Raw genomic sequence first — 23594 nt, 5'->3', positions numbered from 1 at the left:
AGGAAATGGGGCAAGAATCTATCTGGTCGACTTCTATGGGGGCAGGCAGACACAGACTTATATTCTGCTGAGAGCTGTGGGGGCGTGCCGCAGTTTTCGACAATTGACTGGGCAAAGTGTGACCTTAAGTCAGCGAAGGGCTGCCGGAACGCCTGTTTTCGCTCAAATTTTACTTGCTATGCGGCTCTGGTAGTTTATCCGGTCCCCTAGCAACGACAAAAAGCAGGCGCATGACCCAATCCATTGATCAATCCCGGACAAAACCCGGCACGCTGTCAGCGCGCGATTGGGTTAAAACTTTGGCCAAGTATCGCGAACCAAACCAATGGCGTAGCGCATTTGAGCTGAGCGTTACTGTTGGCCCGTTTGTTTTGCTCTGGGCTTTGGCCTGGTGGTCGATGTCGATCAGCTATTGGCTGACCTTAGCGATTTCTTGTGTTAATGCCCTGTTTCTGTTGCGTTTGTTCACTATCCAACACGATTGTGGCCACGGGTCATTCTTTAAAAACCGTTTTGTCAGTGACTGGGTCGGACGTTTCATCGGTGTACTAACCTTGACCCCCTATGATGTTTGGCGCCGGACACATTCCGCCCATCACAGTGCGTCTGGAAATCTGGGCAAACGGGGCATGGGCGATATCCATACCCTGACTGTTGCTGAGTACAACGAGCTGAGCGGTTTTGACCGTTTTATGTACCGGTTGTACCGCAACCCAATCACGTTGTTTGGTTTTGGTCCCAGCTACTTGTTCTTTGTTCAGAACCGGGTGCCATTGGGTTTGATGAATAGTGTCAGATACTGGGCCAGTGCGATGGGCACCAATATCGCGATTGTCTCTGCCTTGCTGGTGATCTGGTACTTTGGAGGCTTCGCAGCGGTATTCTTGATTTTTGTTCCGTCAACGTTGCTCGCTGCAACCGCCGGAATGTGGTTGTTCTATGTGCAGCATCAGTTTGAAGATACCCGCTGGGAGCAGGATGAGAACTGGCAGCTTCACGACGCTGCGCTGCATGGCAGCTCGCACTATGTGCTTCCGTCTGTGTTACAGTGGTTCAGCGCCAATATCGGTATCCACCATGTGCACCACCTGTACAGCCGGATCCCGTTTTATCGCCTGACGGAAGTGCTGCGCGACCATGCTGTACTGGCCGAAAGCAACAAGATGTCAATTCGCGAAAGCCTTGCCTGTGCCCGGCTGCATCTGTGGGACGAGAAGAGCCGCCAATTGCTGTCATTCTCGCAAGCCCGGGTGATGTACGGCTGATCCGAGCCCTATATTTCGGATGAGATTTTTGACGCCGTAACCCATGGGTTGCGGCGTTTCTGTTTTAGGCAGCCAGCAAAATACCTTCGTGGGCTTTCAGACACAGCCGGGCAGTGTCGCCCAGCGCGCCTGCGTGGCTGCGTAGCTCTGGGAACAATGTGAGCATTTCATCACGGCCGGTCTCACTCAGTGCTCCGATGGCCTGATCACCGGGGTAGAAGCTCTCGGTTGCGGCACCATTGGCATAGATGACCTGATGTTGATCTAGCATCAGGTGCATGTAGGTCACTGTGCCGCCAATGCGGCGGGTGACAGCAGGGTTTGTCAGCAGGTGGCGCGCCGCGACCAGAACCTCATCTGTGCCAAATAGCATTTGCGCACGCGGGCCACTCCATAAAAGTCGGTGCTGTGGCGAAACCAAGAGCGGTGCGGTGGCGTCGGGCAGCAGCAATGGCGACACCTCAATGGGAGCAAAATCACCGGTTGCCGCAACTGTTCGGCTGCCGAGCCAACGCAGTGGCTGCAGCCCATGGTCGCGGGTGACGATCAGATCACCAACTGTCAGGGCTTCAATGGCGCGGGGACCCTGCGCCGTGTCAATCAGCGTACCTGGTGTGAAACAGATGATGTTTTCGATGTTGGAAAAAGTAACAACTGAGCCATCGAACAGCTCAACCGTGCCTGCCAGTTCGCCGGGGATGTTGGTGGTTAGGTTTAGTGTCGACAGGTCCGCTTGCCCGTTCAGGTTCAGGGTATCGCCGCTGGTCTCGTCTCCCTCGCCACCGATTATGGTGATATCGCCGCTACCGGCTTCGCCATGATCGGTAAGGATGAACAGATCGTCTCCGTCACCTCCCAAGGCGCTATCGCCCTCGGCGACATTCAAGGTGTCATTGCCCAGTCCACCATCCAGCAGGTCATTGCCTGCGCCACCGGTAATAACGTCATTGCCACCCTGGCCATAGATAGTGTCATCACCCAGTCCACCATTCAGTTGGTCATCGCCGGGTGGGTTGGGAATCGTGTCAAAGAACACATCGCTGACCCAGATCGCCTGCGTTCCGCCGAGCTGGTTTGAGTAGATTATCTCGATGTTTGAAACGGGGCCGGCAATTTCGACCAAGGCTGAACCTGTAGCATCACCCGCGTTTTCGCCATCGCTTCCTGCCGTGATGGTGTTTCCGCTCACCACATCGGTATTGGAGCCATTGTCACTTACCGTCAGAGTGACCGAGACAGGGTTCCCGTCCGCATCGTAGGCGTTGACAGTCACAATATCGCGGTGGTTGCCAGAACCAAAATCGATGTCACTGATGCGGAAAACAACGTTTTCCACTTCGTTACTGACATCTGAGTTGCCATTAGCCGCAAAGTTGATCGAGGTGGTTGAAGTCGCGTCGTCGCCGTTGCCGTAAAGGTAAAGTGAGGAGTTGTCGTTGAAGTTTTCTCCGCCTGCTACATAGATGGTGTCGCTGGTTTCGAGAGAAAACTGTGGGGCATTATTGCCATCATTGGTAAAGCTTACGGAGACATCAACCTGACCTGTGGTCTGTGTGAACCCACCACTTACATCTTGTTCGTCGCTACCTTGCGCATCCCAGTTCAGAGTTTCGGTGCCAGCGGTGCTGTCGTCGCCATAGATGACATCGTTGCCACTGCCGCCGTCTACCGTGTCGTTGCCTGAACCGCCGTAGATCCAGTCGTCACCGCTACCGCTGCTTATGTTGTCGGATCCACCATTGCCATAAACCAAATCGGCATTATCAGTGGCGTCATCAACGCTGTCACCATCACTGTCGGTATAGCTGCTGTCGATCACGTCAGCGCCCGCGCTGCCATCGACCTGGTGGTCGGGTACAGCTGAATAACTTGGTGCACTGACTACATCAGCGTTAGTCAGGGTATCGACTTCACCATATTGCGGGATGAAGTAGACATTGCCGTTGGTAGCCAGATGATATTGACCAGGTTCCTGTGTGTCGGTGTAATTGGTGCCGCCGTCAACACCAGTAAAGACCCACTGTCCAGATCCCAGATCAGTGTCTGAGGTAAAGCTGGTCCATGCACCGCTAATGACGTCATCAGTGCCCAGTGCATTGTCTGCGCCTAAAGATACCAGATATCCACTTGGCATGGCTCGTCCTCAATTCATCACTGCCGATTGACGGCATTAGGGATTTGGTAACCATGATAAGGGCCGGTAATGGCTGAACTTTGCGCGCAATACGGCGATATTGCGGCGGCGTGCCAAATTGATGCCACAATTGAAATTTGAGTAATGGGCTGTGCAGAGATCTGTTTTGAACAGTGGACGGACTAAGCAAATAAAATCAGCCCGCCAAGTGTTGGCGGGCTGATCAGATTAATGAAAGTCCGAACTTTAGGTCCAGATATTGAAGTCATGCATTAAAGGCAGGCGGCGCGCGCGCTTGCCCGTCAGATCAAAGATAGCATTGGCCAAGGCTGGAGCCGCTGGAGGTGTGCCGGGTTCACCTGCACCCCCCATATGTTTTTGGGTTTCCAATACTTGCACTTCGGTATGAGGCATGGTGCTCATTCGTAGGGCCTCATAATCAGGGAAATTGCCTTGTTCTACTTCGCCGTTGGCAAAGGTGATCTCGCCAAAAAGTGCGGCCGAAAGCCCGTAGACCATACCGCCTGACATCTGTGCTTTGACCGTTTCTGGATCCAGCGCCAAGCCCATGTCGCAAGCGATCCAGGCCTTGTTGAGGCGAATGTTACCATCGTCATCGAAGACTTCGATCACTTGGGCAACCGGGGTCCCGAAACTGTAGCACATTGCCACCCCTCGACCTACGCCATCGGGTGTCTGGCCAGTCCAGTTGGACATTTCCTTGACGGCCTCTAGTACTCCGGCAGCTGGTGCCCATTCCTGACGCGCGAGAGCCAGACGGAATTCCATCGGGTCAATACCTGCCTTGTGGGCCATTTCATCGATGAAGCTTTCAACAAAGAAGCCATTGAAGGAGTTGCCGACGGAACGCCAAAACCCAACTGGGATTGATATGTCACTGAGGTGGCCGCTCATACGGAAGTTTGGAATGGCATAGGGCGGGTTGAAGAAACCTTCGACATGGACCTTGTCGGGTCCACCGGCGGGCAGGCCTGCAATCCGGTCCATGACCTGCGCCACAGGCGAGGCGGCAGCTACCTTGCCGTCCAACAGCACTGCTGCGCCATCCTTGACAGCGCCGCGCATCCGCCCGATTGCGCCGGGACGATAGAAGTCATGGCGCATGTCTTCTTCACGTGACCAGGTGAGTTGCACGGGCACGCCGGGCATCTTTTTTGCCAGCCGTGTTGCCAGGATTGAAAAATCCAACTCGACTCTGCGGCCAAACCCACCGCCAAGGTAAGTTGTGTGCACCTCGACCTGTTCACTTTCCAACCCGGCTTCGGCGGCGCATTTCCATTGATGTATTGTGGGCATCTGGTTGCCGCACCAAAGGGTCAGTTTGTCACCCTCAAACAATGCGGTGGCGTTCATCGGCTCCATGGTTGCATGGGCCAGATACGGGAGTTGATACTCGGCGGTCAGCTCAACTGCACCTTCGGGCAGTTGATCTGCATCGCCATCGTCACGCATAGTCGAGTTCGGTTCGTCGTCAAAAGCTTCGGCGATACGGGCAAAGACCTGATCGGTTTCTGGAGGATAAGGGGCCTCTTGCCAGTCTACCTCGATCGCCTCAACCGCCTGCATGGCTAGCCAAGTGTTATTGGCAACCACGGCGACCCCGTCGCCCATGTCGACAATTTTCTCAACGCCGGGCATGGATTGCGCTTCGGTGGCGTCAAAACCGTTCATGCCTGCGCCTAGGCGTGGGTTCATGCGAACCGAGGCAAACTTCATCCCCGGTTGGCGCACATCAATGCCAAACTCGGCGGTGCCTGTGGCCTTCTCGATCATGTCAACACGCGGCTGGGTTTTGCCCAGCAAGCGCCATTCGCTGCGGGGGCGCAGATCGGATTCAACAGGATCAAGCTTGGCAGCGTCCAGTGCGATCTCAGAATAGCTCATCGAGGTGCCATCAGGGGCCTGAACCATACCGTTGGCTGTCTTTAACTGATCGCGGTCTACGCCCAGTCTATTGGCGGCTGCTTGTTTCAGGGTTTCGCGGGCGGTTGCCCCGGCTTGGCGCATGCGCTTATAGCCGTCCTTCATTGAGGTGGAGCCACCAGTGCCCTGCATGTTCAGGGTTCTACCCAGAACCCCCAGAACTTCCCCTATGGAGTGCTGGAAATCGCTGACGTCATAGCCGCGATTGGGCAGGGCGTCGGCCATAAAGGCGCTGTTGTAATAGGCCCTGGCGGCGGGGCCGTGTAGAACGCGCATATCTTCGAGCTCGACATCCAGCTCTTCGGCAATCAGCGCGGCCCAGGTGGTTTTGACGCCCTGGCCCATTTCGGCACGGGGGGCAAAGAGGGTGACGCCTTGCTGGTCGATCAGCACAAAGGGGTTTAGCGCGGCCTCGCCTTCGCCGGGCTTCAGCGGGTTAGGGGCCGGTCGGCTGACATAATACGCGCCAAAGGCGACGCCGCCAACGATGGCAGCAGAGCCGATCAGGAAGGTACGGCGGGCAATTTTTCCAATGCTAGCCATGGATCAAGCCTCCTGCATTTTTTGGGCGGCGCTATGAATGGCAGCGCGGATACGGGGGTAGGTGCCGCAGCGACACAGGTTGCCCTGCATGACCTCTTCGATGTCCGCATCCGAGGGAGTTGGATTGTCTGTCAACAGATTGGCAGCCTGCATGATTTGCCCAGACTGGCAGTATCCGCATTGCGCAACCTGATGATCGACCCAGGCTTGTTGAATTATTGACATGGCCTTTGGTGTGCCGAGACCTTCGATGGTGGTGATCTCACCGTCAACGTCTGCAAGTGTTGTTTGGCAAGATCGGACAGCTTCGCCGTTGATATGAACGGTGCAAGCGCCACAGGCGGCAACGCCGCAGCCATATTTTGTGCCAGTCAACCCAACCTCATCGCGCAGAACCCACAGCAGTGGGACGTCGTCGGGCAGATCAACCTGATGAGTTTTTCCATTGATACGAAGGGTGGTCGACATGGCTCAAATCTCTCTGCTGTGCGGCTTTCTGACAAAATGGCCATGAAGTGTCAGGATGTCAATTGACAAAATTTGATAAAAGTGTCAGAAGCGGTTTTATGATCAAGGCAAGTAACGACCCGAAGCAACAAGCGATCCTGGAATCCGCATGGGAGGCCTTTTCCACCTATGGGTTTCGCAAGACGTCGATGGATGACATTGCTCGCCGCGCAGGCATGTCCCGACCTGCGCTTTACCTGAGTTACCGCAACAAAGAAGCAATTTTTGCCGGGTTGGTGGAGGGCCACTATGGTCTGGCGCTAGATACGGTGGCGGACGCTTTGGCATCCGGTGGCACCTTGTCAGAGCGCCTGCATGCGGCTTTTGAGGCGCAAGGCGGGCCAGCGATGAAGGCGATGATGGATTCGCCGCATGGTTTGGAACTGTTCGAGGCCGGGATGAGTGCAGCGGGTGAGGCCATTGCGACAGGCGAGCTGGCGCTGCGCGGTGTCTATGCCCAATGGCTGCGCGCCGAGGCAGACGCTGGGCAGATAACACTGCCCGGTAATGTGGAGGAGGTCGCGCGGGTATTCTGCTCGGCCATGAAGGGGATCAAGCATACCTCGCAGGACTACGCCAGCTATGCCTCGGGTGTGGCCCAGCTGGCGGCGTTGTTTGGGGCTGCATTGCAGCCGGATTGAACGTTCTTACAGCTCGGTTCGCAGGTGCCAGAGCTCGGGGAACAACTCCACAGCGAGCATCCGTTTCAGGTAACTAACCCCACCAGTCCCGCCGGTGCCACGTTTGAAACCGATGACACGTTCTACCGTGGTAACGTGATTGAAGCGCCAGCGGCGGAAATAATCCTCTAGGTCGACCAGCTTTTCGGCCAGTTCATATAGTTCCCAATGGGTTTCCGTATCACGATAAACTTCGCTCCATGCAGCTTGGACGGCTGGATGAGGTTGGTGGGTTTGGGAAAGTGGACGGTTCAGCACTTCGTCTGGCAGAGGAAAGCTTTGCGACAGCGCGCGCAGAGCGACGTCATACATTGACGGCTGTGCCAGCTCGTCTTCAAGCAGCGCAACCAGTTCGGGACGATGGCTATGCGGTTTCAGCATTGCCTGATTGCGGTTGCCGAGCATGAATTCGATCTGGCGATACTGATGCGATTGAAAGCCCGAGCTTTGCCCCAAGGCATCGCGAAAGGCAGTGTAGTCAGACGGCGTCATCGTGCGTAGGACGTCCCAAGCCGAATTCAGCTGTTCAAAAATCCGCGAGAGGCGAGACAACATTTTGAACGCTTGTCGGGTTTTTCCATCCAGCAAGCACGCGCGTGCGGCATTGGTTTCATGAATGGCCAGACGCATCCACAGCTCGGATGTTTGGTGTTGGATGATGAACAACATTTCATCATGGGTGTCGGTCCAGGTGTTCTGGGCGTTCAGCAACATATCCAGCGACAGGTAGTCGCCATAAGACATGCGGTCTTTGAAGTTCATTTCAGCGCCGTCTTTGGACGGGTCATAAGGTTGTGCCATGGGGGGCTCCCAACGTCAGTGACATGGCGAAGCGTTTGAGCTGTTCGCCGTTTCTGTCAACTATTTCCATTTCATCGACCTGCCAGCCCTGACGGGCAAAGAAGGGCCGCGCCATCAGGCTGGCATGGGTCGTCATCCGCGTCAGATCTGTGCTGCGCGCCCGTTTAAGGATGACGTCATAGAGAGTTTGCGCCACAGAGCGACCCATCCAGCGGGGGCGCACGTAGGCAAGGTCGATGTAGCCTTGCGGGGTTGCGCACATGAAACCAGCGATTTCCCCTTTGGCTTCGGCAACCCAGGTTTCAAGCTCGGCCATTGTGCCGGGCCAGCTGTCTGGCATGTCTTGCGAGGGCGCCCAAGCATGACGTTGGGCATCAGTGTAGTGGGCCGAGGCCCCATCATGGATAGCCTCGACAAAGATCTCGAACAGCGTTTCCGCATCACCGCGATGATATGTTCGAGTGGTGACACTCATGTCACCTTGGAACGGACTTTATACTCTGGTTTATCCCACAGTTTGTTGGTCATGACATCGGCTATGATTGCGACGGCGGCACGCACGTCGGCCTCGTCGATATAAAGCGGAGTAAAGCCGAACCGCATGATGTCAGGGGCGCGGAAGTCGCCAATAACACCTCGAGCGATGATCGCCTGCATGGCAGCATAGCCTTCGTGGAAGCGAAACGAGACCTGACTGCCGCGCTGGGTGCCATCGCGTGGGCTAGCCAGGGTCAGTTCGGGGCATTGGGCCTCAACTTCACTGATGAACAGGTCGCACAGTTCGATTGATTTGGCACGAACCGCAGCCATATCGGCCATGTCCCAAATATCCATGGCTGTTTCCAGTGCGGTCAGTTGCAAGACTGGTGGGGTGCCAACGCGCATACGTTCGATCCCGGCGCCGGGACGATAGTCTAGATCAAAGGCAAAAGGGGATTCGTGTCCCAGCCAACCGGACAGGGCCGGGCGGACCTGATCAATGTGGCGTGGGGAGACATAGATAAAGGCAGGCGCACCGGGACCGCCATTCAGGTATTTATAGGTGCAGCCAATGGCAAAATCCGCGTTGCACCCAGCCAGATCTACGGGCAGGGCGCCGGCTGAATGGGCAAGATCCCAGACGGTCATGATGCCCTTGGCCTGGGCCTGTTCTGTCAACGCCTTCATATCGTGCATCCGGCCTGTTCGGTAATCGACTTCTGTGAGCATCAGCACGGCGACATCATCAGTCAGATTGTCCGCGACGGCCTCAGGATCAACCACTCGTAGTTCGTAATCGTCACCAAGAGAGCGAAGAAGTCCGTCCGCCATATACAGATCAGTGGGGAAGTTGCCGTTGTCCGACAGCACCACACGACGGCTGGGGTTCAGGTCCAGAGCTGAAGCAACGGCCTGATAGACCTTGATCGACAAAGTATCACCCATCACCACATGGCCCGGTTCAGCACCGATCAAGCGGCCAATGCGATCTCCCATGATGGTTGATTTGGCCATCCAACCAGCCTTGTTCCAGCCGGTGATCAGCATTTCACCCCATTCATCCTGCATCATCTTACCGACTGTTTCGGTGGCGGCACGGGGAAGGGGGCCTAGTGAGTTGCCGTCCAGGTAGATAACACCCTCTGGCAAGTGGAACATGGCTTTGGTGGCGGCAAAGTCGGTCATGGGGGCCTCGGTGGGTTAAGTATTTCAAGCTTAAAGTATCTCTACTCGGGTGGACCGGGCCTGTCTAGCGAAGATTTCTGGCAGCAGTTATCAATATTTGGAATGCAGATATTTAGAATGGGGACGCGCCCTTGCTCAAATTAAGATACGCCCTGCGCGGAATGATTGCGCTTCTGCAAATTACAGGAGTCGGATGCCTTTAATCAGACACTTGGAAATCGAGCCAAAACCCATCTGGTGAAATAGCTCGCCAAAGAGGGTTCCGGCCCTAATTGGTGATAGGTAATTGATGGAGGTCAACTATGTCTAATGCGTTTACTTATGCTTGCCGGGATTGCGAAGGAATGGAAGCTTGTCCAGCAAGTATTGTGGCAGCGTCCGAAGTTGAGGTTTGGAAGCTGATCGAACTGCATGCCGAGTTTGCACATGGTGAAGACCCTGCTGACTGGGATCAAGATACCCGTACGTACTTGGCAACCCTGATCAAACCGGTTGATGTCCGAGTAAAAGAAGAGGCTTAGCCGCTGTTGAAAGTTTAGATCGAGCTTGGCTCGGGAATGCCCAACTCAACGCGCTTCTTCTTGGACAGACCTGCGGCGACCAACTCATAGGAAATCTCGATATGGCGCTGCAATTCAGCATCAGATAGGCCCGGCAGGTCATAGTGCTGCAACCATTTCATCCCACGCGAGGCCAAATAAGGGGCTGGGCGAATGCCGGGTTGCTCTTGCAGAACTTCATAGGCGATCTCGGTTACCTTGAAGGTGAAGGCGTCGCGCCCCTCGGCCCAGCCACAGATGGCAAAGACCTTAGGGCCGACCTTCCACACATCCGAATTGCCCCACTGCACCACATGACTGGTGGCGGGCTTTGCGGCGCAAAACGTGTTGAAAGTTGCGCGATCCATTACATTTCTCCGCCCGAGATCTGAATGGCCTGACCATTTACCGAGCCGGAATGAGGGCTGCACAGGAACAGAGCAGCATCGGCGACCTCTTTGGGGGCGATCAGACGGCCATGAGGATTAGCGCCGACCATGACTTCCATCGCCTGTTCTTCGTTCATGCCAGTACGTTTCATGATGCTTTCGATGTTCTGTGGCACAATGTTGGTGTCCACATAGGCCGGGCAGAGGGCGTTGAACGTGTAGGGTTTGCCCAAATGATCAGCAGCCAGCGCCTTGATCATGCCGATCATCGCATGCTTGGTTGCGGAGTAACAGCTTGCGCCTTTCAGCCCCTTTAGTCCGGCAATTGAGGAAATCGCAATAACCCGTCCCCAATCGGTACCATGCATCGACTTCAGACATTCACGAATGGTCAGGAAACAGCCATCGACATTGATCGCCATCATGGTGCGCCAAAACTCCATATCGGTCTTGTGCAGAGCGCGGCCTTCGGCAATTCCAGCATTGGGGACACAGATCTGCACAGGGCCACGGGCTTCGATTGCCTTTGCGACGCCATCGACCACTGAAACTTCACTGGCCACATCCATCTGCACCGCATGCAATCCGTTGCCGGCCACTTTATCCAAAACTTCGGCACGGCGTCCGGTGATGGTGACCTGAGCGCCCTGTGCTGCTAACGCCCGTGCAATAGCCAGGCCAATCCCAGTGCCGCCGCCGGTGACCAATGCGTGTTTTCCGTCCAATGTCATATCTCGATCTCCTTTGCCAAGACCCTAGCCAGAGGGGGCAGGATGGCAAGTGGGTCGTACCGTCACAAATGTGGGGCATTTACATACCCATTCACTTCTGTGAATGTGTCGGCGAAACAGGGAGATTTCCATGAAAACTATTACCTCCATCGCCGTTGTGGCCTTTCTTGTCGGTGGCGCTGCATTGGCCAGCGAAGACATAGCCGATCAATACCCGACGTCCGAGCTGTACTCAAAACCGGTAGAGGTGATCCCGCATGTGTTTTCTGCGATTGGCGCCACGGCCCCTCCGGGTGCGGCCAACGCAGGTCACAACAATAATTTGTCGTTCATCGTGACCGACGAAGGGGTGGTTGTGGTGAATTCGGGGGCGTCGGATCGATTGGCTGCGGCGCTGCACGATGAGATTAAGGTGGTAACAGACAAACCAGTCGTACTGGTGATCAACGAGAATGGTCAAGGGCACGCGATGCTGGGCAACGGGTATTGGCGTGATTTGGGGGTCGATGTGTTGGCCCATGTAGATGCGGTTGCTGAAACCAAGGAGAATGGTGATTTCATTCTGCAACGGATGCATGGCTACAACCCAGATGGGGCTGGGGACACCCGGGTTGAGCACGCCAACCTGACATTTGAAGATAAGTATGAGATTAGTCTGGGAGGGGTCGAAATTCAGGTCCTGCACCTTGGTCCGGCGCATGATCCCGGCGATGTTCAGGTTTGGATCCCTGAGTGGGACATCATGCTGGCTGGCGACATCGCCTTTCATGAGCGCATGCTGCCGGTGTTTCCGCATACCTGCACCAGCTGCTGGATTGAGACCTGGACGGAGAAGCTGGAGCCACTGAACCCCACCTATATTGTTCCCGGTCACGGCCACCCGACTAACCTGGCGCAGGTGCGCCGATATACGCTGGATTACCTGGTGGATCTGCGCACCAAGGTCGGAGCCCATATCGAAGATGGCGGTGATCTGGCTAAGGCATATTATGTGGATCAAGAGCAGTGGAAGTCTCTTGATACCTTCGAAGAGCTGGCGACCAAAAACGCTGGCCGTGTCTACGAAGAGATGGAATGGGAGTGACACTCACGCAATTGGGATGATTGCATGCCAAAGTATACGTAGGCATTGCTGATAATCTGTGCAGGATCATGCCGCATCCCGAAATAGATTCGTCGTTTTCGGGGTGCTGGACATATTGTCCTTTTCAAAGCTCTGGCTTCTTGAGATGCTGGTTCTATTGACAAATTGAGGAAAGTCGGACCTGCAATGACCAAAAATCGCGAAAATTGGCCGATGCGGAGTCCAACCTGATGCGCAAATTGGATTTGCCACCGGTGTGGCTGTTTGGCGCAGTTGTCGTGGCCTGGACCCAGGCAAGCTGGTATTCTTTCAACCTTAGTTTTGGTGGCGCTTGGTCTGACTTTCTGGGCGGCCTTCTGGTGGGAGGTGGGTTAATCCTGACCCTGCTCGCCATCTATGAAATGCGTCGACACAGCACCACTGTTATCCCACATAAAACTCCCAGCCATTTGGTGCAGTCCGGTATCTTTAGCCGGTCACGCAATCCAATCTATCTGGGGGATGTGCTGATCCTGGCCGGGCTTATTCTGCGCTTTGATGCGGTGGTGTCATTACCGCTGATTCCAGTGTTTGTCTGGATACTCGAAAAGCGCTTTGTCATCCCGGAAGAGGGCAGGATGCGGCGTGAATTCCGGGCGGATTGGGGCCGTTACGAACAAAAGACACGCCGTTGGGCGTAGCCTATTTGCGGCGCTGCAGCGGATAAGTTGCGGCACTGCAGCGAAGTGCTTGCGCAATTATCTTGCGCAAGGTAGAGAAAATCATTGCGATCCGTACCTGTGGGTGCGGGCACGGCCAAGCCGAGGGGGACCGATACGGTGAAGATAGGTACACCAAAAGAGATTTTTAAAGGCGAGGCACGCGTGGCGATGACGCCAGATTCAGCGCGTCAGTTACAAAAACTAGGTTATGACTGCGCCATTGAAACTGGGGCAGGGGCTGCCGCCGGGTTTTCGGACGCGACCTATGTCGATGCCGGGGTTGAAATCATCAAAACCCCAGCTGCGCTGTGGAAATCGGTGGATATCGTTGCCAAGGTGCGTCAGCCAACCGAAGTTGAACTGAAGCGGATGACCAAGGGTAAAACCTTGATTTCGTTCTTTAACCCTGCGGGCAATACCGAGGGCATGGAGCTGGCCAAGTCCAAAGGTGCCAATGTGATTGCCATGGAAATGGTGCCACGTATTTCGCGCGCTCAGAAAATGGATGCGCTTAGCTCTATGGCCAATATCGCCGGTTACCGTGCGGTAATCGAGGCGGGTAACAACTTTGGTCGTTTTTTTACCGGTCAGATCACTGCTGCGGGTAAAGTACCGCCAGCCAAGGTTCTGGTTGTGGGCGCGGGCGTTGCCGGATTGGCCGCCATCGGGACCTCGACCTCGTTGGGGGCGATAACGCTGGCGTTTGACGTGCGGCCCGAAGTGGCCGAACAGGTTGAATCGATGGGCGCCGAGTTTGTCTATCTCGATTTTGAGGAAGATCAGGCCGATGGTGCTGCGACCGGAGGCTATGCGGCTGTTTCCAGCCCTGAGTTCCGCAATGCACAGCTTGCCAAGTTCCTTGAACTGGCACCTGAGGTGGACATTGTCATCACCACGGCGCTAATCCCTAACCGTGAAGCTCCAGAGCTGTGGACCGAAGAGATGGTCGCAGCGATGAAACCCGGCTCGGTGATTGTCGATCTGGCAGCGGAAAAGGGCGGCAACTGTAAGCTGACCGTGATGGACGAAAAGATCGTCACCGACAATGGTGTCACCATCATCGGCTACACCGACTTCCCATCACGTATGGCAGCACAGTCCTCAACCCTGTACGCCACCAACATCCGTCACATGATGACCGACCTAACCCCTGAAAAGGACGGTCAGATCAATCACGACATGGAAGATGATGTGATCCGTGGCGCGACCGTGACCTTTGAAAAAGAGATCACCTTCCCGCCGCCGCCACCTAAAATTCAGGCGATTGCGGCCAAACCCAAAGAAACCGTGCCCGAGCTGACGCCGGAAGAAAAGCGTGCAGCTGAAGTGGCGGCCTTTAAGGCGGCCACCAAACAGCAGGTCACCTTGTTGGGTGTTGGTGCGGCGCTGATGTTACTGGTTGGTACGGTTGCTCCGCCCAGCTTCATGCAGCACTTTATCGTTTTTGTGCTGGCCTGTTTTGTTGGCTTCCAGGTGATCTGGGGTGTGGCGCATTCACTGCACACCCCACTGATGGCGGTGACCAATGCGATCTCGTCGATCATCATTCTGGGCGCGCTGATGCAGATTGGATCCAGTTCCTTCCTGGTGATCCTGCTGGCATCACTGTCCATCTTTATGGCCGGGATCAACATCTTTGGCGGCTTCCTCGTAACACGGCGCATGCTTGCCATGTTCCAGAAATCATAAGGGGGCTGAGGTTATGGAATTTGGCTTCACTATTGCCGCCTATGTTGTTGCGGCTGTCCTGTTCATCTTGTCACTGGGCGGTTTGTCCGGACAAGAAAGCGCTAAACGCGCGGTTTGGTACGGTATTGTCAGCATGGCGCTGGCGGTGTTTGCAACGCTGGTGGGCCCCGGTCAGGGGCTGTGGCTGCTGTCGCTGCTGTTGATCGCTGGCGGTGGTACCATCGGCTATGTGGTCGCACAGCGGGTGCAGATGACTGAAATGCCGCAACTGGTTGCTGCGATGCACTCGCTGGTTGGTTTGGCGGCGGTCTTTGTTGGCTTCAACGCGCATATCGAAATGGGTAATGTGCTGGAGATGAGCCAGGAGGCCCGCGAGGGGCTCGAAGGTTTTGCCGCGCTACTGGCACACAAGTCACCGATTGAACTGTCCATCCTGAAGGTCGAAGTGTTCCTTGGTATCTTCATCGGCGCGGTCACCTTTACTGGTTCGGTTGTCGCTTATGGTAAACTGGCGGGCAAACTCGGTTCGGCTGCAACAAAACTGCCCGGTGGTCATATGTTGAACGCTGGCGCGGCTGGTTTGTCGTTCCTGTGCCTGATCTGGTACTTCAACACAGGTGGTTTCCTGCCTCTGGCGCTGATGACACTGGCTGCATTGTTCATTGGCTATCACCTGATCATGGGTATCGGTGGTGCGGACATGCCGGTGGTTGTGTCGATGCTGAACAGCTATTCCGGCTGGGCGGCTGCGGCAATTGGTTTCAGTCTTGGCAATGACCTGTTGATTGTGGTTGGGGCGCTGGTTGGTTCGTCCGGGGCGATCTTGTCCTACATCATGTGTAAGGCAATGAACCGTTCATTCGTTAGCGTGATCCTTGGCGGTTTTGGCGGTACAGCTGGCCCGCAGATGGAGGTCGAAGGCGAGCAAATCGCAATCGATGCAGAGGGTGTTTCAACCGCGTTGGAAGAGGCCGACAGCATCGTGATCATCCCTGGTTACGGCATGGCGGTGGCACAGGCACAGCAGAACGTGGCTGAACTGACCCGCCGTTTGCGCGCCAAGGGCAAAGAAGTGCGGTTTGCGATCCACCCCGTTGCCGGTCGTTTGCCTGGCCACATGAATGTGCTGCTGGCCGAGGCCAAGGTGCCCTATGACATCGTGATGGAAATGGACGAGATCAACGACGACTTCCCGGAAACGGATGTTGCTATCGTGATTGGCTCCAACGACATCGTGAACCCTGCTGCACAAGAAGACCCCAACAGCCCCATCGCTGGTATGCCGGTGCTGGAATGTTGGAAGGCGAAACAGGTATTTGTGTCGAAGCGTGGTCAGGGCACCGGGTATTCCGGCATCGAAAACCCGCTGTTCTTCAAAGAGAACACCCGGATGTTCTATGGTGATGCCAAGGCCAGTTTGGATCAGCTTCTGACTATGATCCAGTAGTCGGCGATCATTAGCAAATAAAGGCGCTCCTTTGGGGCGCCTTTTTCTTTTTCCGCGTTTCATCTAGCTGGAAAAATCCCGGGGTAGAGCCCCAATTCTGTCCTCTAAAAATTTCACTTGAGTTGGAGTGTACTCCAGCATCTATGCTCACCCCGAATCGAAACCGGAGCGAGCACAGTCATGAAGATTTCCAATCTGTCAGCGCAAAGTGGCCTGAGCATAGACACTCTACGGTTCTACGAGAAAATTGGGCTGATTGACCCGCCGCCGCGCGACGGGGCTGGGCATAGAGACTATCCCCCTGAGGCCCTAAATTGGATCCGGTTTCTTAGCCAACTGAATGCCACTGGAATGAAACAAGCGGACCGCATTCGATATGCCCGTCTGCGGGCGGCAGGCGAGACAACAGTACCACAACGCCGCCAGATGCTTGAGGAGCACCGCGAAGTGATCCGGGCACAGCTGGAACAGCTCACCGATGTTCTGGCGCTCATGGACCGTAAGGTCGAGATTTATCAAAACCTGGAAGAGGAAATGACTGATGTCTGACGCATTGCAAAAGGGGCGGGACCTGCTTGCCCATATGAATCCGGGGTTGGAACAACTGTTAGCGGATCGATATGATACATTGGTGCCCGGTATGGCGGAAACTTTGGTCGAGTACGGCTATGGTCGGCACTATGCCCGCGCTGGTGTGGATCTGAAGACCCGTCAGCTGTGCACCATTGCTGCACTAACCGCATTGGGCGGGCACACCGCTCCGCAGCTCAAAGTGAATATCGAGAATTCGCTGGCAGCGGGAGCCAGTGAGACAGAGATCATTGAGGTGATCTGGCAGATGGCTCTTTATGGTGGAATGCCAGCTGCCATCAATGGGTTGAACGCCGCCATGGAAGTGTTCGAACCCGTTGATGGGCCGTAACGTATACGATGGTATTCCTGTAACGCTCTGAAATAAAAGGTTTCTTTACAGCCTGTGTTGCTGCATCTATTCTGCGGGTTCAATCAGGAGCCAACGATGCCGCCGATTCAAGATCACCCGCTGCGCTATCAACTTGCAAACGAGCTACACGCGCGGCCGTTTCCCAATATGTCGAGCCCAAGTACGGTTGTGTATCTTGCCTTTAAGCAGCCAGTAGAGGCTGTGCATCGGGACCGGGCCAAAGATGTGGAGCACCTGATCGACTTGTTAGATCGTCACGGTGCCGCACATCCAAAGCCCGGTGCTACCCACCATTCGGCTCAGATTGGTCGTCACACCCTGAAATGGGAGCAGCACACCGAGTTTGTCGGCTATATGGTCTATTCCTCCGGGGTTAGCTCGCGGGCCTTTGATCCGGTTGATTTTCAAGTGTTTCCAACCGAGTGGTTGGAACAGGCTCCCGGTCAAAGGGTGACATCGCTGATTGTTCGGGTGGAGCCAAGACCAGCAGCCCAGTCACTTGCGACTGCGCTGCAAGATTGGTTTGTACCGGAAAGTCTGGCAGTGTCCAGCGTTCTGGATGACGGCACAGTGGTTGCAGGCGATTTTCGAATTGATCCTGCAGGTCACATGCGGTTTGCATTGTTTGCCAACAAGGACACTGACACCAGCCGGATAGGCCGCGTGGTACAGCGGCTGTGCGAAATTGAGACATATAGGGCAATGTCGATGCTCGGCTTTTCTCGTGCGCGCGGGTTGTCGCCCTCGATTGGTGGTCTCGATACGCATCTCAGTGAGATGATGGTGGAAATGACCACGGGGCAGGAGTCTGCAGATCAAACGCTGGCGCAGCTTTTGACAATATCGGCTGAACTGGAATCGATGGGGGCACAGGCTGCGTTTCGGTTTGCAGCTACTGGAGCCTACGAAGCCCTAGTAAATCAGCGCATAAGTATGCTGCGGGAGGAACGCTTTGAGGGTTACCAGACCTTTGCTGATTTCATGCTACGCCGCTATGAGCCAGCGATGCGGACGGTGAAGTCAACCGAGGCGCGGTTAGGGACACTTGCAGACAGGGCGCGACGGGCAGGGGAGCTGTTCAGAACCCGGGTAGATGTAGAGCGCAGTGCTCAAAATCAGGCGTTGTTGGAAAGCATGGACCGGCGCGCCGATCAGGCGTTGCGGTTGCAGACCACGGTTGAAGGACTGTCCGTCGTAGCTATTAGTTACTACGGCGTGTCGCTTGTCTCCTATGCAGCCTATCCGATTGCTTCCGTGCTAGATCTGTCCAAGGGCAATCTTACGGCGATCATCACTCTGCCGGTTGTAGCGCTGGTCTGGCTGGCTGTGCGTCGGATCCGGAAGAAATTGCATTGATCAGCAGGTTGGTGGCAACACCACCAACCGCAATTGATACCAGCGCCAGACCTGCAGCTACGCTGAGAGTTGGGATACCGGCTAGGCCTGCACCAACAGTACAGCCTCCGGCCAATACGCCACCCAGCCCCATAAGAGCTGCGCCGGACATATATCGGGCAGTTTGACGCGGGCTCTCAAAGCTTTGCCACTGAAAACTTCCGCTTAGCAGGGCTGCTGCCAATGCGCCCAGTAAGACGCCCCCTACCAATCCGGTGCCAAATCCGGCTGGTATAGCGCTGGAGGCAATGCCAAAGAAAAGGGTCTCGGCGGTGGGGGATGTGAACGACAGGCTTTCCATGGCTATAGGATCAAATTCATCAAACAGCACAAATCCGGTGCCAATCCATCCCACTGGCACCAGCAGTCCAATTACAGCCGCTCCAATCAGAGCTAGCGGGCGGTTACCGGATCTCAGTGCAAGACCCAAAGCTGCGATTGCCAACACTCCGCTCCATACCAGCGCGCCACCGGGCAGGGCGGCCAGCGAAGTGGTTGTGCCCAGATCCAGGGTCACAGATCCCAGAGCTACCCGAACAGGCGCCAACACTCCTTTGAGCGTGGCATGAGCCACTACTGCAAAGACAAGGATCACCAGAGCGGCACGCAGGTTGCCGCTGCCGCTTAGCACCATCAGTCGGGACACACAGCCACGGGTCAGGATCATACCTGCGCCAAACATCAATCCACCCAGCACAATGGCCAGCACTGGAAGATCTGATGCCAGCAAGCGATGACTGTCAAAACTGATCCATTCCTGTGCGACCGCAGCTTGGGTTCCAGTGACAGCAACGGCAAGAGCAAGCGCCCAAACACCCGCGGCCTGGCGACGGTCTTGGCCAACAAGTGAACGGCGAAAACAGAACCGGGTCAGTTGGGCCAGAGCGCCAAACAGCACCCCCAATCCCAGCGCAAACAGAACAGACACTTCTCTTGCGGTGGTGTCTTCGAACCCAAATGACTCAAACATCACAATCTCCACGTGGAAAACAGAATTATTTCCCAATTGGAGAGTTTGAAGAGGTCTGACAACCTGCAACACCGATCCGTTGCAGGTGCGGGTTGGGAAAATTTCCCAAGTCTATTGCTGAGAGTGAGATTTCCTTCTGGCTGTCGGCGCTCCTAAATACAAACAGCCGCCCGATGAGGGGCGGCTGCTGGTAATGTTCTTATTTGCGGTGACGCGGCTGAGTTAGCGTCCGCGAATGCGAGGGTCGAGTGCGTCGCGCAGCCCATCACCCAAGTAGTTCACACTCAGCACTGTCAGCGAGATAGCAATCCCTGGAAGCATGACCCGCTCGGGGAACTCTTCCATCCGCTGCACAGCATCTGCCAGCATCTTGCCCCATGTTGGGAAGTCCGAAGGGAAACCAACACCCAGGAACGACAGCGCGCTTTCGGTGATGATTGCCGCGGCCAAGCCAAGTGTGGCAGAGACCATGATCGGTGAGATCACGTTGGGCAGCAAGTGACGCCAGATCATTGCGCCGGGGCGGGTACCGATTGAACGGGCCGCCAGAACAAACTCGCGTTCCTTTAGAGCCAGAACATCACCACGTACGATCCGCGCAGTTGGCATCCAGCTGGTGATACCAATGATGGCAACAATCAGAATGAACATGCCGCCCTCTGGGCCAAAGTTGGAGTGCAGGGGTTGGCGGAACAATGTCACCGCCACCAGCAACAGCGGCAGAATTGGCAGCGACAAGAACAGGTCGGTCAGTCGCATCAACGGCCCGTCCAGTCTCTTGAAGAACCCTGCAACGACGCCGACCATGGTGCCGATGAAGAGAGTCAGCAACATTGCAGCCCATCCAACAGCCATAGATGTGCGTCCACCGGCCAAAAGGTTGGCCAGCCCATCACGGCCCAGCTGATCGGTGCCCAGAGGATTACCCCAGGCGGTCTTGGCGTCAGCATCAAACAGTGCATGGTAAATTGGTCGGAAGTCCCGGGCGCGATAGTCGATCTTTTGGGGATCAAGCGACCAGATATAGGGTCCGAACAACACGGCAAGGGTAATGAAGACCAGGAAGCCCCCACCCAGTAATGCGCCTTTGTGTTTCTTCAATTGGTCCCAAACATTCAGCCATTGGCTGCGTGGTGGGGCAAGCGGGGTCTGGTTGGACAGATCAGTCATAGCGGATCCTCGGATCAAGCAGGCCGTAGAGGATATCTGCAATCAGGTTGAAGAACACGATCAACATCGCAAAGATGAAGGTCAGCGTTTGAACGGTTGGCAGGTCATTGGCAAACAGTGCGGTGATCAGCTGTGAGCCGATACCATTCACCGAGAATACCTGTTCAGTGATGATGGCGCCGCCAAAGATGGCTGGCATACCCAGCGCAATCACTGTGACCACAGGGATCATCGAGTTGCGCAGCACATGCACCATGACCACAACTGATTCACTCAGTCCCTTTGCCCGCGCGGTTCGGACATAATCCTGGTTCAGGTTGTCCAGCATCGAGGCTCGCATGTAGCGGCTGATCTGAGCTGTGGTCTGCAGCGCCAGAACCATCACCGGCAGGATCATTTGTCTGAGCTGGTACAAAAAGCTGTCCCAGTCATCCACACTATGGGTGGTATCATAGATAAACGGGAACCAGCCTAGCTGCACCGAGAACACAACAATCAGCAGTGGCCCGGTAAAGAATGGCGGGATCGAAAAGCCGATCATTGTGACAAAGGTACCGCATTGGTCGAACACCGAATACTGGCGATAGGCCGAGTAGATGCCGATGGGCAGTGCGATCAGGATACCAACGACGTAAGCGGTGCCAACAACCCACAGTGTCTGTGGGATACGCTGAACGACTGTGTCCATCACAGGCGAACGGGTCTGCCAGGAGATCACGCGAAGGTCGCCAACGGCGTAGGTCGTGCCAAAGAAATGGTCGATCATTACCTGAGGTTCAATCCAGAAGAACTGAACCAGCCACTTCCAGAACCGGATGTGCATCGGTTGGCCAAGGCCCAGGGCCTCGCGCATTTTTTCTTTGACTTCAGGGGGGACAGTCAGGGGAACCTGGGCCATCGGATCGCCTGGGGCGAGCTCGAGCAGCAGGAAAATTACCAGACTGATAAAAAGGAGGGTTGGCACTGATAGGATCAGTCGCCGGATTGTAAAGGTCAGCATCAGGTAGGGCGCCTTTGCGAATGCGTCTTAAGTTTTAGGAGCAGAGAGAGTGCCTCGGTTCCTGTCGCAGGCGCCGTATACGTTACCGGCAGCGAAAGGCAAGAGGCCCCGGTGTAACACCGGGGCCTCCAGAGGCGTTAACCTCTTACTTGATGCGGTGCCAGTCGGCAACGTTCCACAGTTCGCTATCCCATGTGTTCAGGATAACGCCACCGAGGCTGTTGGCGTGAGCCGATACACGGCCACGGTCAACCAAAGGCACAACAACATAGCTTTCTTTGGTCAGCATGTCGTTCAGTTTCTTGGCGATTTCGCCACGCTTGGCGAGCGAACCGGTGCGGCCAAGTTCTGCAACCAGCTCATCATACAATGGGTCACAGTAACGGTTCATGTTTTCACCCTGCCACTGTGTTTCAGGCTTGGGAGCCTTATCACAAGTGTGCTGTGCCAGATAGCTTTCTGGGTCGGTGCCGTCAAAGTTGTTGGCATACATTTCAACGTCTGCATAGAAACGCTGGAATGTGTCAGGCGAACCTGGGTCACCACCAAAGAAGACCGACGCGTTGATGTTACGCAGCTCGGTTTCAACACCAATTTCTTCCCACCACTGTTTGATCAGAGCCTGGAAGTCCTGACGCACAGCGTTGGTAGACGTTTGGTACAGCATGGACAGACGAACACCGTCTTTCGCACGTACACCGTCGGAACCAACAACATAGCCAGCTTCGTCCAACAGTGCCTTGGCACCTTCAATGTCCTGTGTCAGGCAGTCAGTGTTGTCCGAAGCATAGGCCAGCGGAGCAGGCACCAGGTTACAGGTTGGGCGACCAGCCTGACCATAACCGATTTCTACCAGCAGATCACGGTCGATAGCCATCGACAGAGCTTTACGTACACGGACATCTGTCAGGAACGGGTGCGGGTGCATGACTGTTCCGCGCTCACCTTCTGGCAGGTCTGGCGATGTGTTTGTCATGTTCATTTCGATACGCTCAACCAGCGTACCAAATGCGGAAACCGGTGTACCCTTACCGCCTTCGGCCATTTTGGCTAGAACGTCGGGTGCCAGCTGAAGGTTCCAAGCGTAGTCAAATTCGCCTGTTTCCAGAACGGCACGACCGGAAGCCATAGCACTGCCGCCACCTTTGAAGGTCAAAGATGCAAATGCAGGTTTGGCCGCATCACGGTAGTTGTCGTTAGCAACCATCGAAATTACGTCATTTGGACGGAAATCGGTGACAACAAACGGGCCTGTGCCGATTGGGCCAAAGTTGGCTTCTGTACACTCAGGAGCCTTGGCACCGGTACAGTTTTCGAACTGAGCCATCTGAATGATTGGCGACTGTCCGCCCATGAACGGGCCATATGGATTTGGCTTTGGTTCACCAAATGTCACAGTCACGGTCAGATCATCGATGATTTCAACCGAATCAACACCTTCGAACTTGGCCAGCTGCGCGCAGCCACCTTCGGGGTTCATGCAGTAGTCAGCGGTGAACTTGACGTCAGCCGACGTTACATCGCTGCCGTCAGACCATTTCAGGCCGGACTTCAGTTTCCAAGTGATGGACTTCAGGTCTTCAGAAACACCACCATTTTCAACGGTTGGAATTTCTTCGGCCAGATAGGCAACCAGAGCACCGTCTTGGTCGTAGCGACCCAGAGGTTCAACAACCAGCGAAGCAGATTCGATGTCTTTGGTGCCGCTGGATAGATATGGGTTAAGAATCGATGGGGCCTGCCAATAGATGATATTGACGTGGCCATCCGAGCCGCGCTCAGCAAACGCTGCAGGGGCCAGAGCCGTACCTGCGATAGCGCCAAGCAATAGGGCTTTGATTTTCATTTCACTCTCCTTGTCGGACACTTACGTGTCTTGATCCCGGACCATTGATGGCCGCGGGTTTTACCGCAATCCCTGCGGTTTAGGGTCGTCCCGTACAGAGGGGGGGCGTCAACTGAACGCGGTGTTCGGAACGCTCAACTCCCCCTGGGCG

Annotated in this window: 22 protein-coding genes; 10 read left to right on the top strand and 12 right to left on the bottom strand. The window is 55.3% G+C overall.

What is annotated here, in order from left to right:
* Nucleotides 1-230: 230 nt before the first annotated feature.
* Nucleotides 231-1265, top strand: a complete 1035-nt coding sequence (locus tag FEE96_RS04465; protein ID WP_138161818.1) for a fatty acid desaturase — start codon at nucleotides 231-233, stop codon at nucleotides 1263-1265.
* Nucleotides 1266-1329: 64 nt separating this feature from the next.
* Here FEE96_RS04465 and FEE96_RS04460 read toward each other — a convergent pair whose 3' ends face one another.
* From FEE96_RS04460 to FEE96_RS04450, 3 genes are all read right to left on the bottom strand, one after another.
* The gene (locus FEE96_RS04460; RefSeq protein WP_138161817.1) at nucleotides 1330-3399 is read right to left on the bottom strand and encodes a Hint domain-containing protein; all 2070 of its coding nucleotides are present in this window, start codon (nucleotides 3397-3399) and stop codon (nucleotides 1330-1332) included.
* Nucleotides 3400-3645: 246 nt separating this feature from the next.
* Nucleotides 3646-5886, bottom strand: a complete 2241-nt coding sequence (locus FEE96_RS04455) for a xanthine dehydrogenase family protein molybdopterin-binding subunit (protein WP_138161816.1) — start codon at nucleotides 5884-5886, stop codon at nucleotides 3646-3648.
* Between the two features lie 3 nt (nucleotides 5887-5889).
* Entirely contained in the window at nucleotides 5890-6354 is a 465-nt protein-coding gene (locus FEE96_RS04450) for a (2Fe-2S)-binding protein (RefSeq protein ID WP_138161815.1), read from the bottom strand.
* A gap of 98 nt (nucleotides 6355-6452) precedes the next feature.
* On the opposite strand from FEE96_RS04450, the gene FEE96_RS04445 reads away from it, so the two are divergent.
* Nucleotides 6453-7034, top strand: a complete 582-nt coding sequence (locus FEE96_RS04445; RefSeq protein WP_138161814.1) for a TetR/AcrR family transcriptional regulator — start codon at nucleotides 6453-6455, stop codon at nucleotides 7032-7034.
* A gap of 6 nt (nucleotides 7035-7040) precedes the next feature.
* On the opposite strand, the gene kynA is transcribed toward FEE96_RS04445, so the two are convergent.
* The 3 genes from kynA to kynU are packed head-to-tail and all read right to left on the bottom strand — an operon-like array spanning nucleotide 7041 to nucleotide 9539.
* Nucleotides 7041-7874 carry a tryptophan 2,3-dioxygenase gene (gene kynA, locus FEE96_RS04440; protein ID WP_138161813.1) on the bottom strand — a complete coding sequence of 278 codons (834 nt, stop codon included), beginning with the start codon at nucleotides 7872-7874 and terminating at the stop codon, nucleotides 7041-7043.
* Nucleotides 7858-8349, bottom strand: coding sequence for a GNAT family N-acetyltransferase (locus tag FEE96_RS04435; RefSeq protein WP_138161812.1), 492 nt, complete (start codon nucleotides 8347-8349; stop codon nucleotides 7858-7860). The genes kynA and FEE96_RS04435 overlap by 17 nt, the downstream gene beginning before the upstream one ends.
* Entirely contained in the window at nucleotides 8346-9539 is a 1194-nt protein-coding gene (gene kynU / locus FEE96_RS04430; protein ID WP_138161811.1) for a kynureninase, read from the bottom strand. Before kynU ends, FEE96_RS04435 begins: the two co-directional genes overlap by 4 nt.
* A gap of 302 nt (nucleotides 9540-9841) precedes the next feature.
* On the opposite strand from kynU, the gene FEE96_RS04425 reads away from it, so the two are divergent.
* Complete coding sequence (locus FEE96_RS04425; RefSeq protein WP_138161810.1) at nucleotides 9842-10060, top strand: DUF1059 domain-containing protein; 219 nt, start codon at nucleotides 9842-9844, stop codon at nucleotides 10058-10060.
* Nucleotides 10061-10074: 14 nt separating this feature from the next.
* On the opposite strand, the gene FEE96_RS04420 is transcribed toward FEE96_RS04425, so the two are convergent.
* Nucleotides 10075-10446, bottom strand: a complete 372-nt coding sequence (locus FEE96_RS04420) for an MmcQ/YjbR family DNA-binding protein (protein ID WP_138161809.1) — start codon at nucleotides 10444-10446, stop codon at nucleotides 10075-10077.
* Nucleotides 10446-11198 carry an SDR family NAD(P)-dependent oxidoreductase gene (locus FEE96_RS04415; RefSeq protein ID WP_138161808.1) on the bottom strand — a complete coding sequence of 251 codons (753 nt, stop codon included), beginning with the start codon at nucleotides 11196-11198 and terminating at the stop codon, nucleotides 10446-10448. Before FEE96_RS04415 ends, FEE96_RS04420 begins: the two co-directional genes overlap by 1 nt.
* Nucleotides 11199-11328: 130 nt before the next feature.
* Here FEE96_RS04415 and FEE96_RS04410 point away from each other — a divergent pair, with 130 nt between their 5' ends.
* From FEE96_RS04410 to FEE96_RS04380, 7 genes are all read left to right on the top strand, one after another.
* Nucleotides 11329-12282 carry an MBL fold metallo-hydrolase gene (locus tag FEE96_RS04410; RefSeq protein WP_138161807.1) on the top strand — a complete coding sequence of 318 codons (954 nt, stop codon included), beginning with the start codon at nucleotides 11329-11331 and terminating at the stop codon, nucleotides 12280-12282.
* A gap of 230 nt (nucleotides 12283-12512) precedes the next feature.
* Nucleotides 12513-12962: a methyltransferase family protein gene (locus FEE96_RS04405; RefSeq protein ID WP_138161806.1), complete on the top strand. Its 450-nt coding sequence runs from the start codon at nucleotides 12513-12515 to the stop codon at nucleotides 12960-12962.
* 138 nt (nucleotides 12963-13100) lie between these two features.
* Complete coding sequence (locus FEE96_RS04400; protein WP_138161805.1) at nucleotides 13101-14672, top strand: Re/Si-specific NAD(P)(+) transhydrogenase subunit alpha; 1572 nt, start codon at nucleotides 13101-13103, stop codon at nucleotides 14670-14672.
* A 13-nt stretch (nucleotides 14673-14685) separates the two neighbouring features.
* Entirely contained in the window at nucleotides 14686-16119 is a 1434-nt protein-coding gene (locus FEE96_RS04395) for an NAD(P)(+) transhydrogenase (Re/Si-specific) subunit beta (RefSeq protein WP_138161804.1), read from the top strand.
* Nucleotides 16120-16299: 180 nt separating this feature from the next.
* Nucleotides 16300-16668, top strand: a complete 369-nt coding sequence (locus tag FEE96_RS04390; RefSeq protein ID WP_138161803.1) for a MerR family transcriptional regulator — start codon at nucleotides 16300-16302, stop codon at nucleotides 16666-16668.
* Entirely contained in the window at nucleotides 16661-17041 is a 381-nt protein-coding gene (locus FEE96_RS04385; protein ID WP_138161802.1) for a carboxymuconolactone decarboxylase family protein, read from the top strand. The genes FEE96_RS04390 and FEE96_RS04385 overlap by 8 nt, the downstream gene beginning before the upstream one ends.
* A 96-nt stretch (nucleotides 17042-17137) precedes the next feature.
* Entirely contained in the window at nucleotides 17138-18418 is a 1281-nt protein-coding gene (locus FEE96_RS04380) for a DUF3422 family protein (protein ID WP_138161801.1), read from the top strand.
* Here FEE96_RS04380 and FEE96_RS04375 read toward each other — a convergent pair.
* The 4 genes from FEE96_RS04375 to FEE96_RS04360 form a co-directional block, all read right to left on the bottom strand.
* Complete coding sequence (locus tag FEE96_RS04375) at nucleotides 18354-19427, bottom strand: YeeE/YedE family protein (protein ID WP_138161800.1); 1074 nt, start codon at nucleotides 19425-19427, stop codon at nucleotides 18354-18356. The two genes, FEE96_RS04380 and FEE96_RS04375, sit on opposite strands and share 65 nt — an antisense overlap.
* A gap of 222 nt (nucleotides 19428-19649) precedes the next feature.
* Nucleotides 19650-20597 carry an ABC transporter permease gene (locus tag FEE96_RS04370; RefSeq protein ID WP_138161799.1) on the bottom strand — a complete coding sequence of 316 codons (948 nt, stop codon included), beginning with the start codon at nucleotides 20595-20597 and terminating at the stop codon, nucleotides 19650-19652.
* Nucleotides 20590-21597, bottom strand: coding sequence for an ABC transporter permease (locus FEE96_RS04365; protein ID WP_138161798.1), 1008 nt, complete (start codon nucleotides 21595-21597; stop codon nucleotides 20590-20592). Before FEE96_RS04365 ends, FEE96_RS04370 begins: the two co-directional genes overlap by 8 nt.
* 145 nt (nucleotides 21598-21742) lie before the next feature.
* Nucleotides 21743-23443: a peptide ABC transporter substrate-binding protein gene (locus FEE96_RS04360; RefSeq protein WP_138161797.1), complete on the bottom strand. Its 1701-nt coding sequence runs from the start codon at nucleotides 23441-23443 to the stop codon at nucleotides 21743-21745.
* Nucleotides 23444-23594 lie beyond the last annotated feature (151 nt).

Source organism: Parasedimentitalea maritima, assembly GCF_005771405.1.
GTDB lineage: Bacteria > Pseudomonadota > Alphaproteobacteria > Rhodobacterales > Rhodobacteraceae > Parasedimentitalea > Parasedimentitalea maritima.
The sequence above is the reverse complement of the archived record's forward strand: the minus strand, read 5'-3'. Positions and strand labels throughout refer to the sequence as shown.

Coding starts and splice junctions, on each gene's coding strand:
- FEE96_RS04365 (WP_138161798.1), bottom strand. CDS start 21,597: ATGCTGACCTTTACAATCCGGCGACTGATCCTATCAGTGCCAACCCTC.
- FEE96_RS04435 (WP_138161812.1), bottom strand. CDS start 8,349: ATGAGTGTCACCACTCGAACATATCATCGCGGTGATGCGGAAACGCTG.
- FEE96_RS04460 (WP_138161817.1), bottom strand. CDS start 3,399: ATGCCAAGTGGATATCTGGTATCTTTAGGCGCAGACAATGCACTGGGC.
- FEE96_RS04455 (WP_138161816.1), bottom strand. CDS start 5,886: ATGGCTAGCATTGGAAAAATTGCCCGCCGTACCTTCCTGATCGGCTCT.
- kynU (WP_138161811.1), bottom strand. CDS start 9,539: ATGACCGACTTTGCCGCCACCAAAGCCATGTTCCACTTGCCAGAGGGT.
- FEE96_RS04410 (WP_138161807.1), top strand. CDS start 11,329: ATGAAAACTATTACCTCCATCGCCGTTGTGGCCTTTCTTGTCGGTGGC.
- FEE96_RS04465 (WP_138161818.1), top strand. CDS start 231: ATGACCCAATCCATTGATCAATCCCGGACAAAACCCGGCACGCTGTCA.
- FEE96_RS04450 (WP_138161815.1), bottom strand. CDS start 6,354: ATGTCGACCACCCTTCGTATCAATGGAAAAACTCATCAGGTTGATCTG.
- FEE96_RS04390 (WP_138161803.1), top strand. CDS start 16,300: ATGAAGATTTCCAATCTGTCAGCGCAAAGTGGCCTGAGCATAGACACT.
- FEE96_RS04405 (WP_138161806.1), top strand. CDS start 12,513: ATGCGCAAATTGGATTTGCCACCGGTGTGGCTGTTTGGCGCAGTTGTC.
- FEE96_RS04415 (WP_138161808.1), bottom strand. CDS start 11,198: ATGACATTGGACGGAAAACACGCATTGGTCACCGGCGGCGGCACTGGG.
- FEE96_RS04420 (WP_138161809.1), bottom strand. CDS start 10,446: ATGGATCGCGCAACTTTCAACACGTTTTGCGCCGCAAAGCCCGCCACC.
- FEE96_RS04375 (WP_138161800.1), bottom strand. CDS start 19,427: ATGTTTGAGTCATTTGGGTTCGAAGACACCACCGCAAGAGAAGTGTCT.
- kynA (WP_138161813.1), bottom strand. CDS start 7,874: ATGGCACAACCTTATGACCCGTCCAAAGACGGCGCTGAAATGAACTTC.
- FEE96_RS04370 (WP_138161799.1), bottom strand. CDS start 20,597: ATGACTGATCTGTCCAACCAGACCCCGCTTGCCCCACCACGCAGCCAA.
- FEE96_RS04445 (WP_138161814.1), top strand. CDS start 6,453: ATGATCAAGGCAAGTAACGACCCGAAGCAACAAGCGATCCTGGAATCC.
- FEE96_RS04360 (WP_138161797.1), bottom strand. CDS start 23,443: ATGAAAATCAAAGCCCTATTGCTTGGCGCTATCGCAGGTACGGCTCTG.
- FEE96_RS04425 (WP_138161810.1), top strand. CDS start 9,842: ATGTCTAATGCGTTTACTTATGCTTGCCGGGATTGCGAAGGAATGGAA.
- FEE96_RS04380 (WP_138161801.1), top strand. CDS start 17,138: ATGCCGCCGATTCAAGATCACCCGCTGCGCTATCAACTTGCAAACGAG.
- FEE96_RS04385 (WP_138161802.1), top strand. CDS start 16,661: ATGTCTGACGCATTGCAAAAGGGGCGGGACCTGCTTGCCCATATGAAT.
- FEE96_RS04395 (WP_138161804.1), top strand. CDS start 14,686: ATGGAATTTGGCTTCACTATTGCCGCCTATGTTGTTGCGGCTGTCCTG.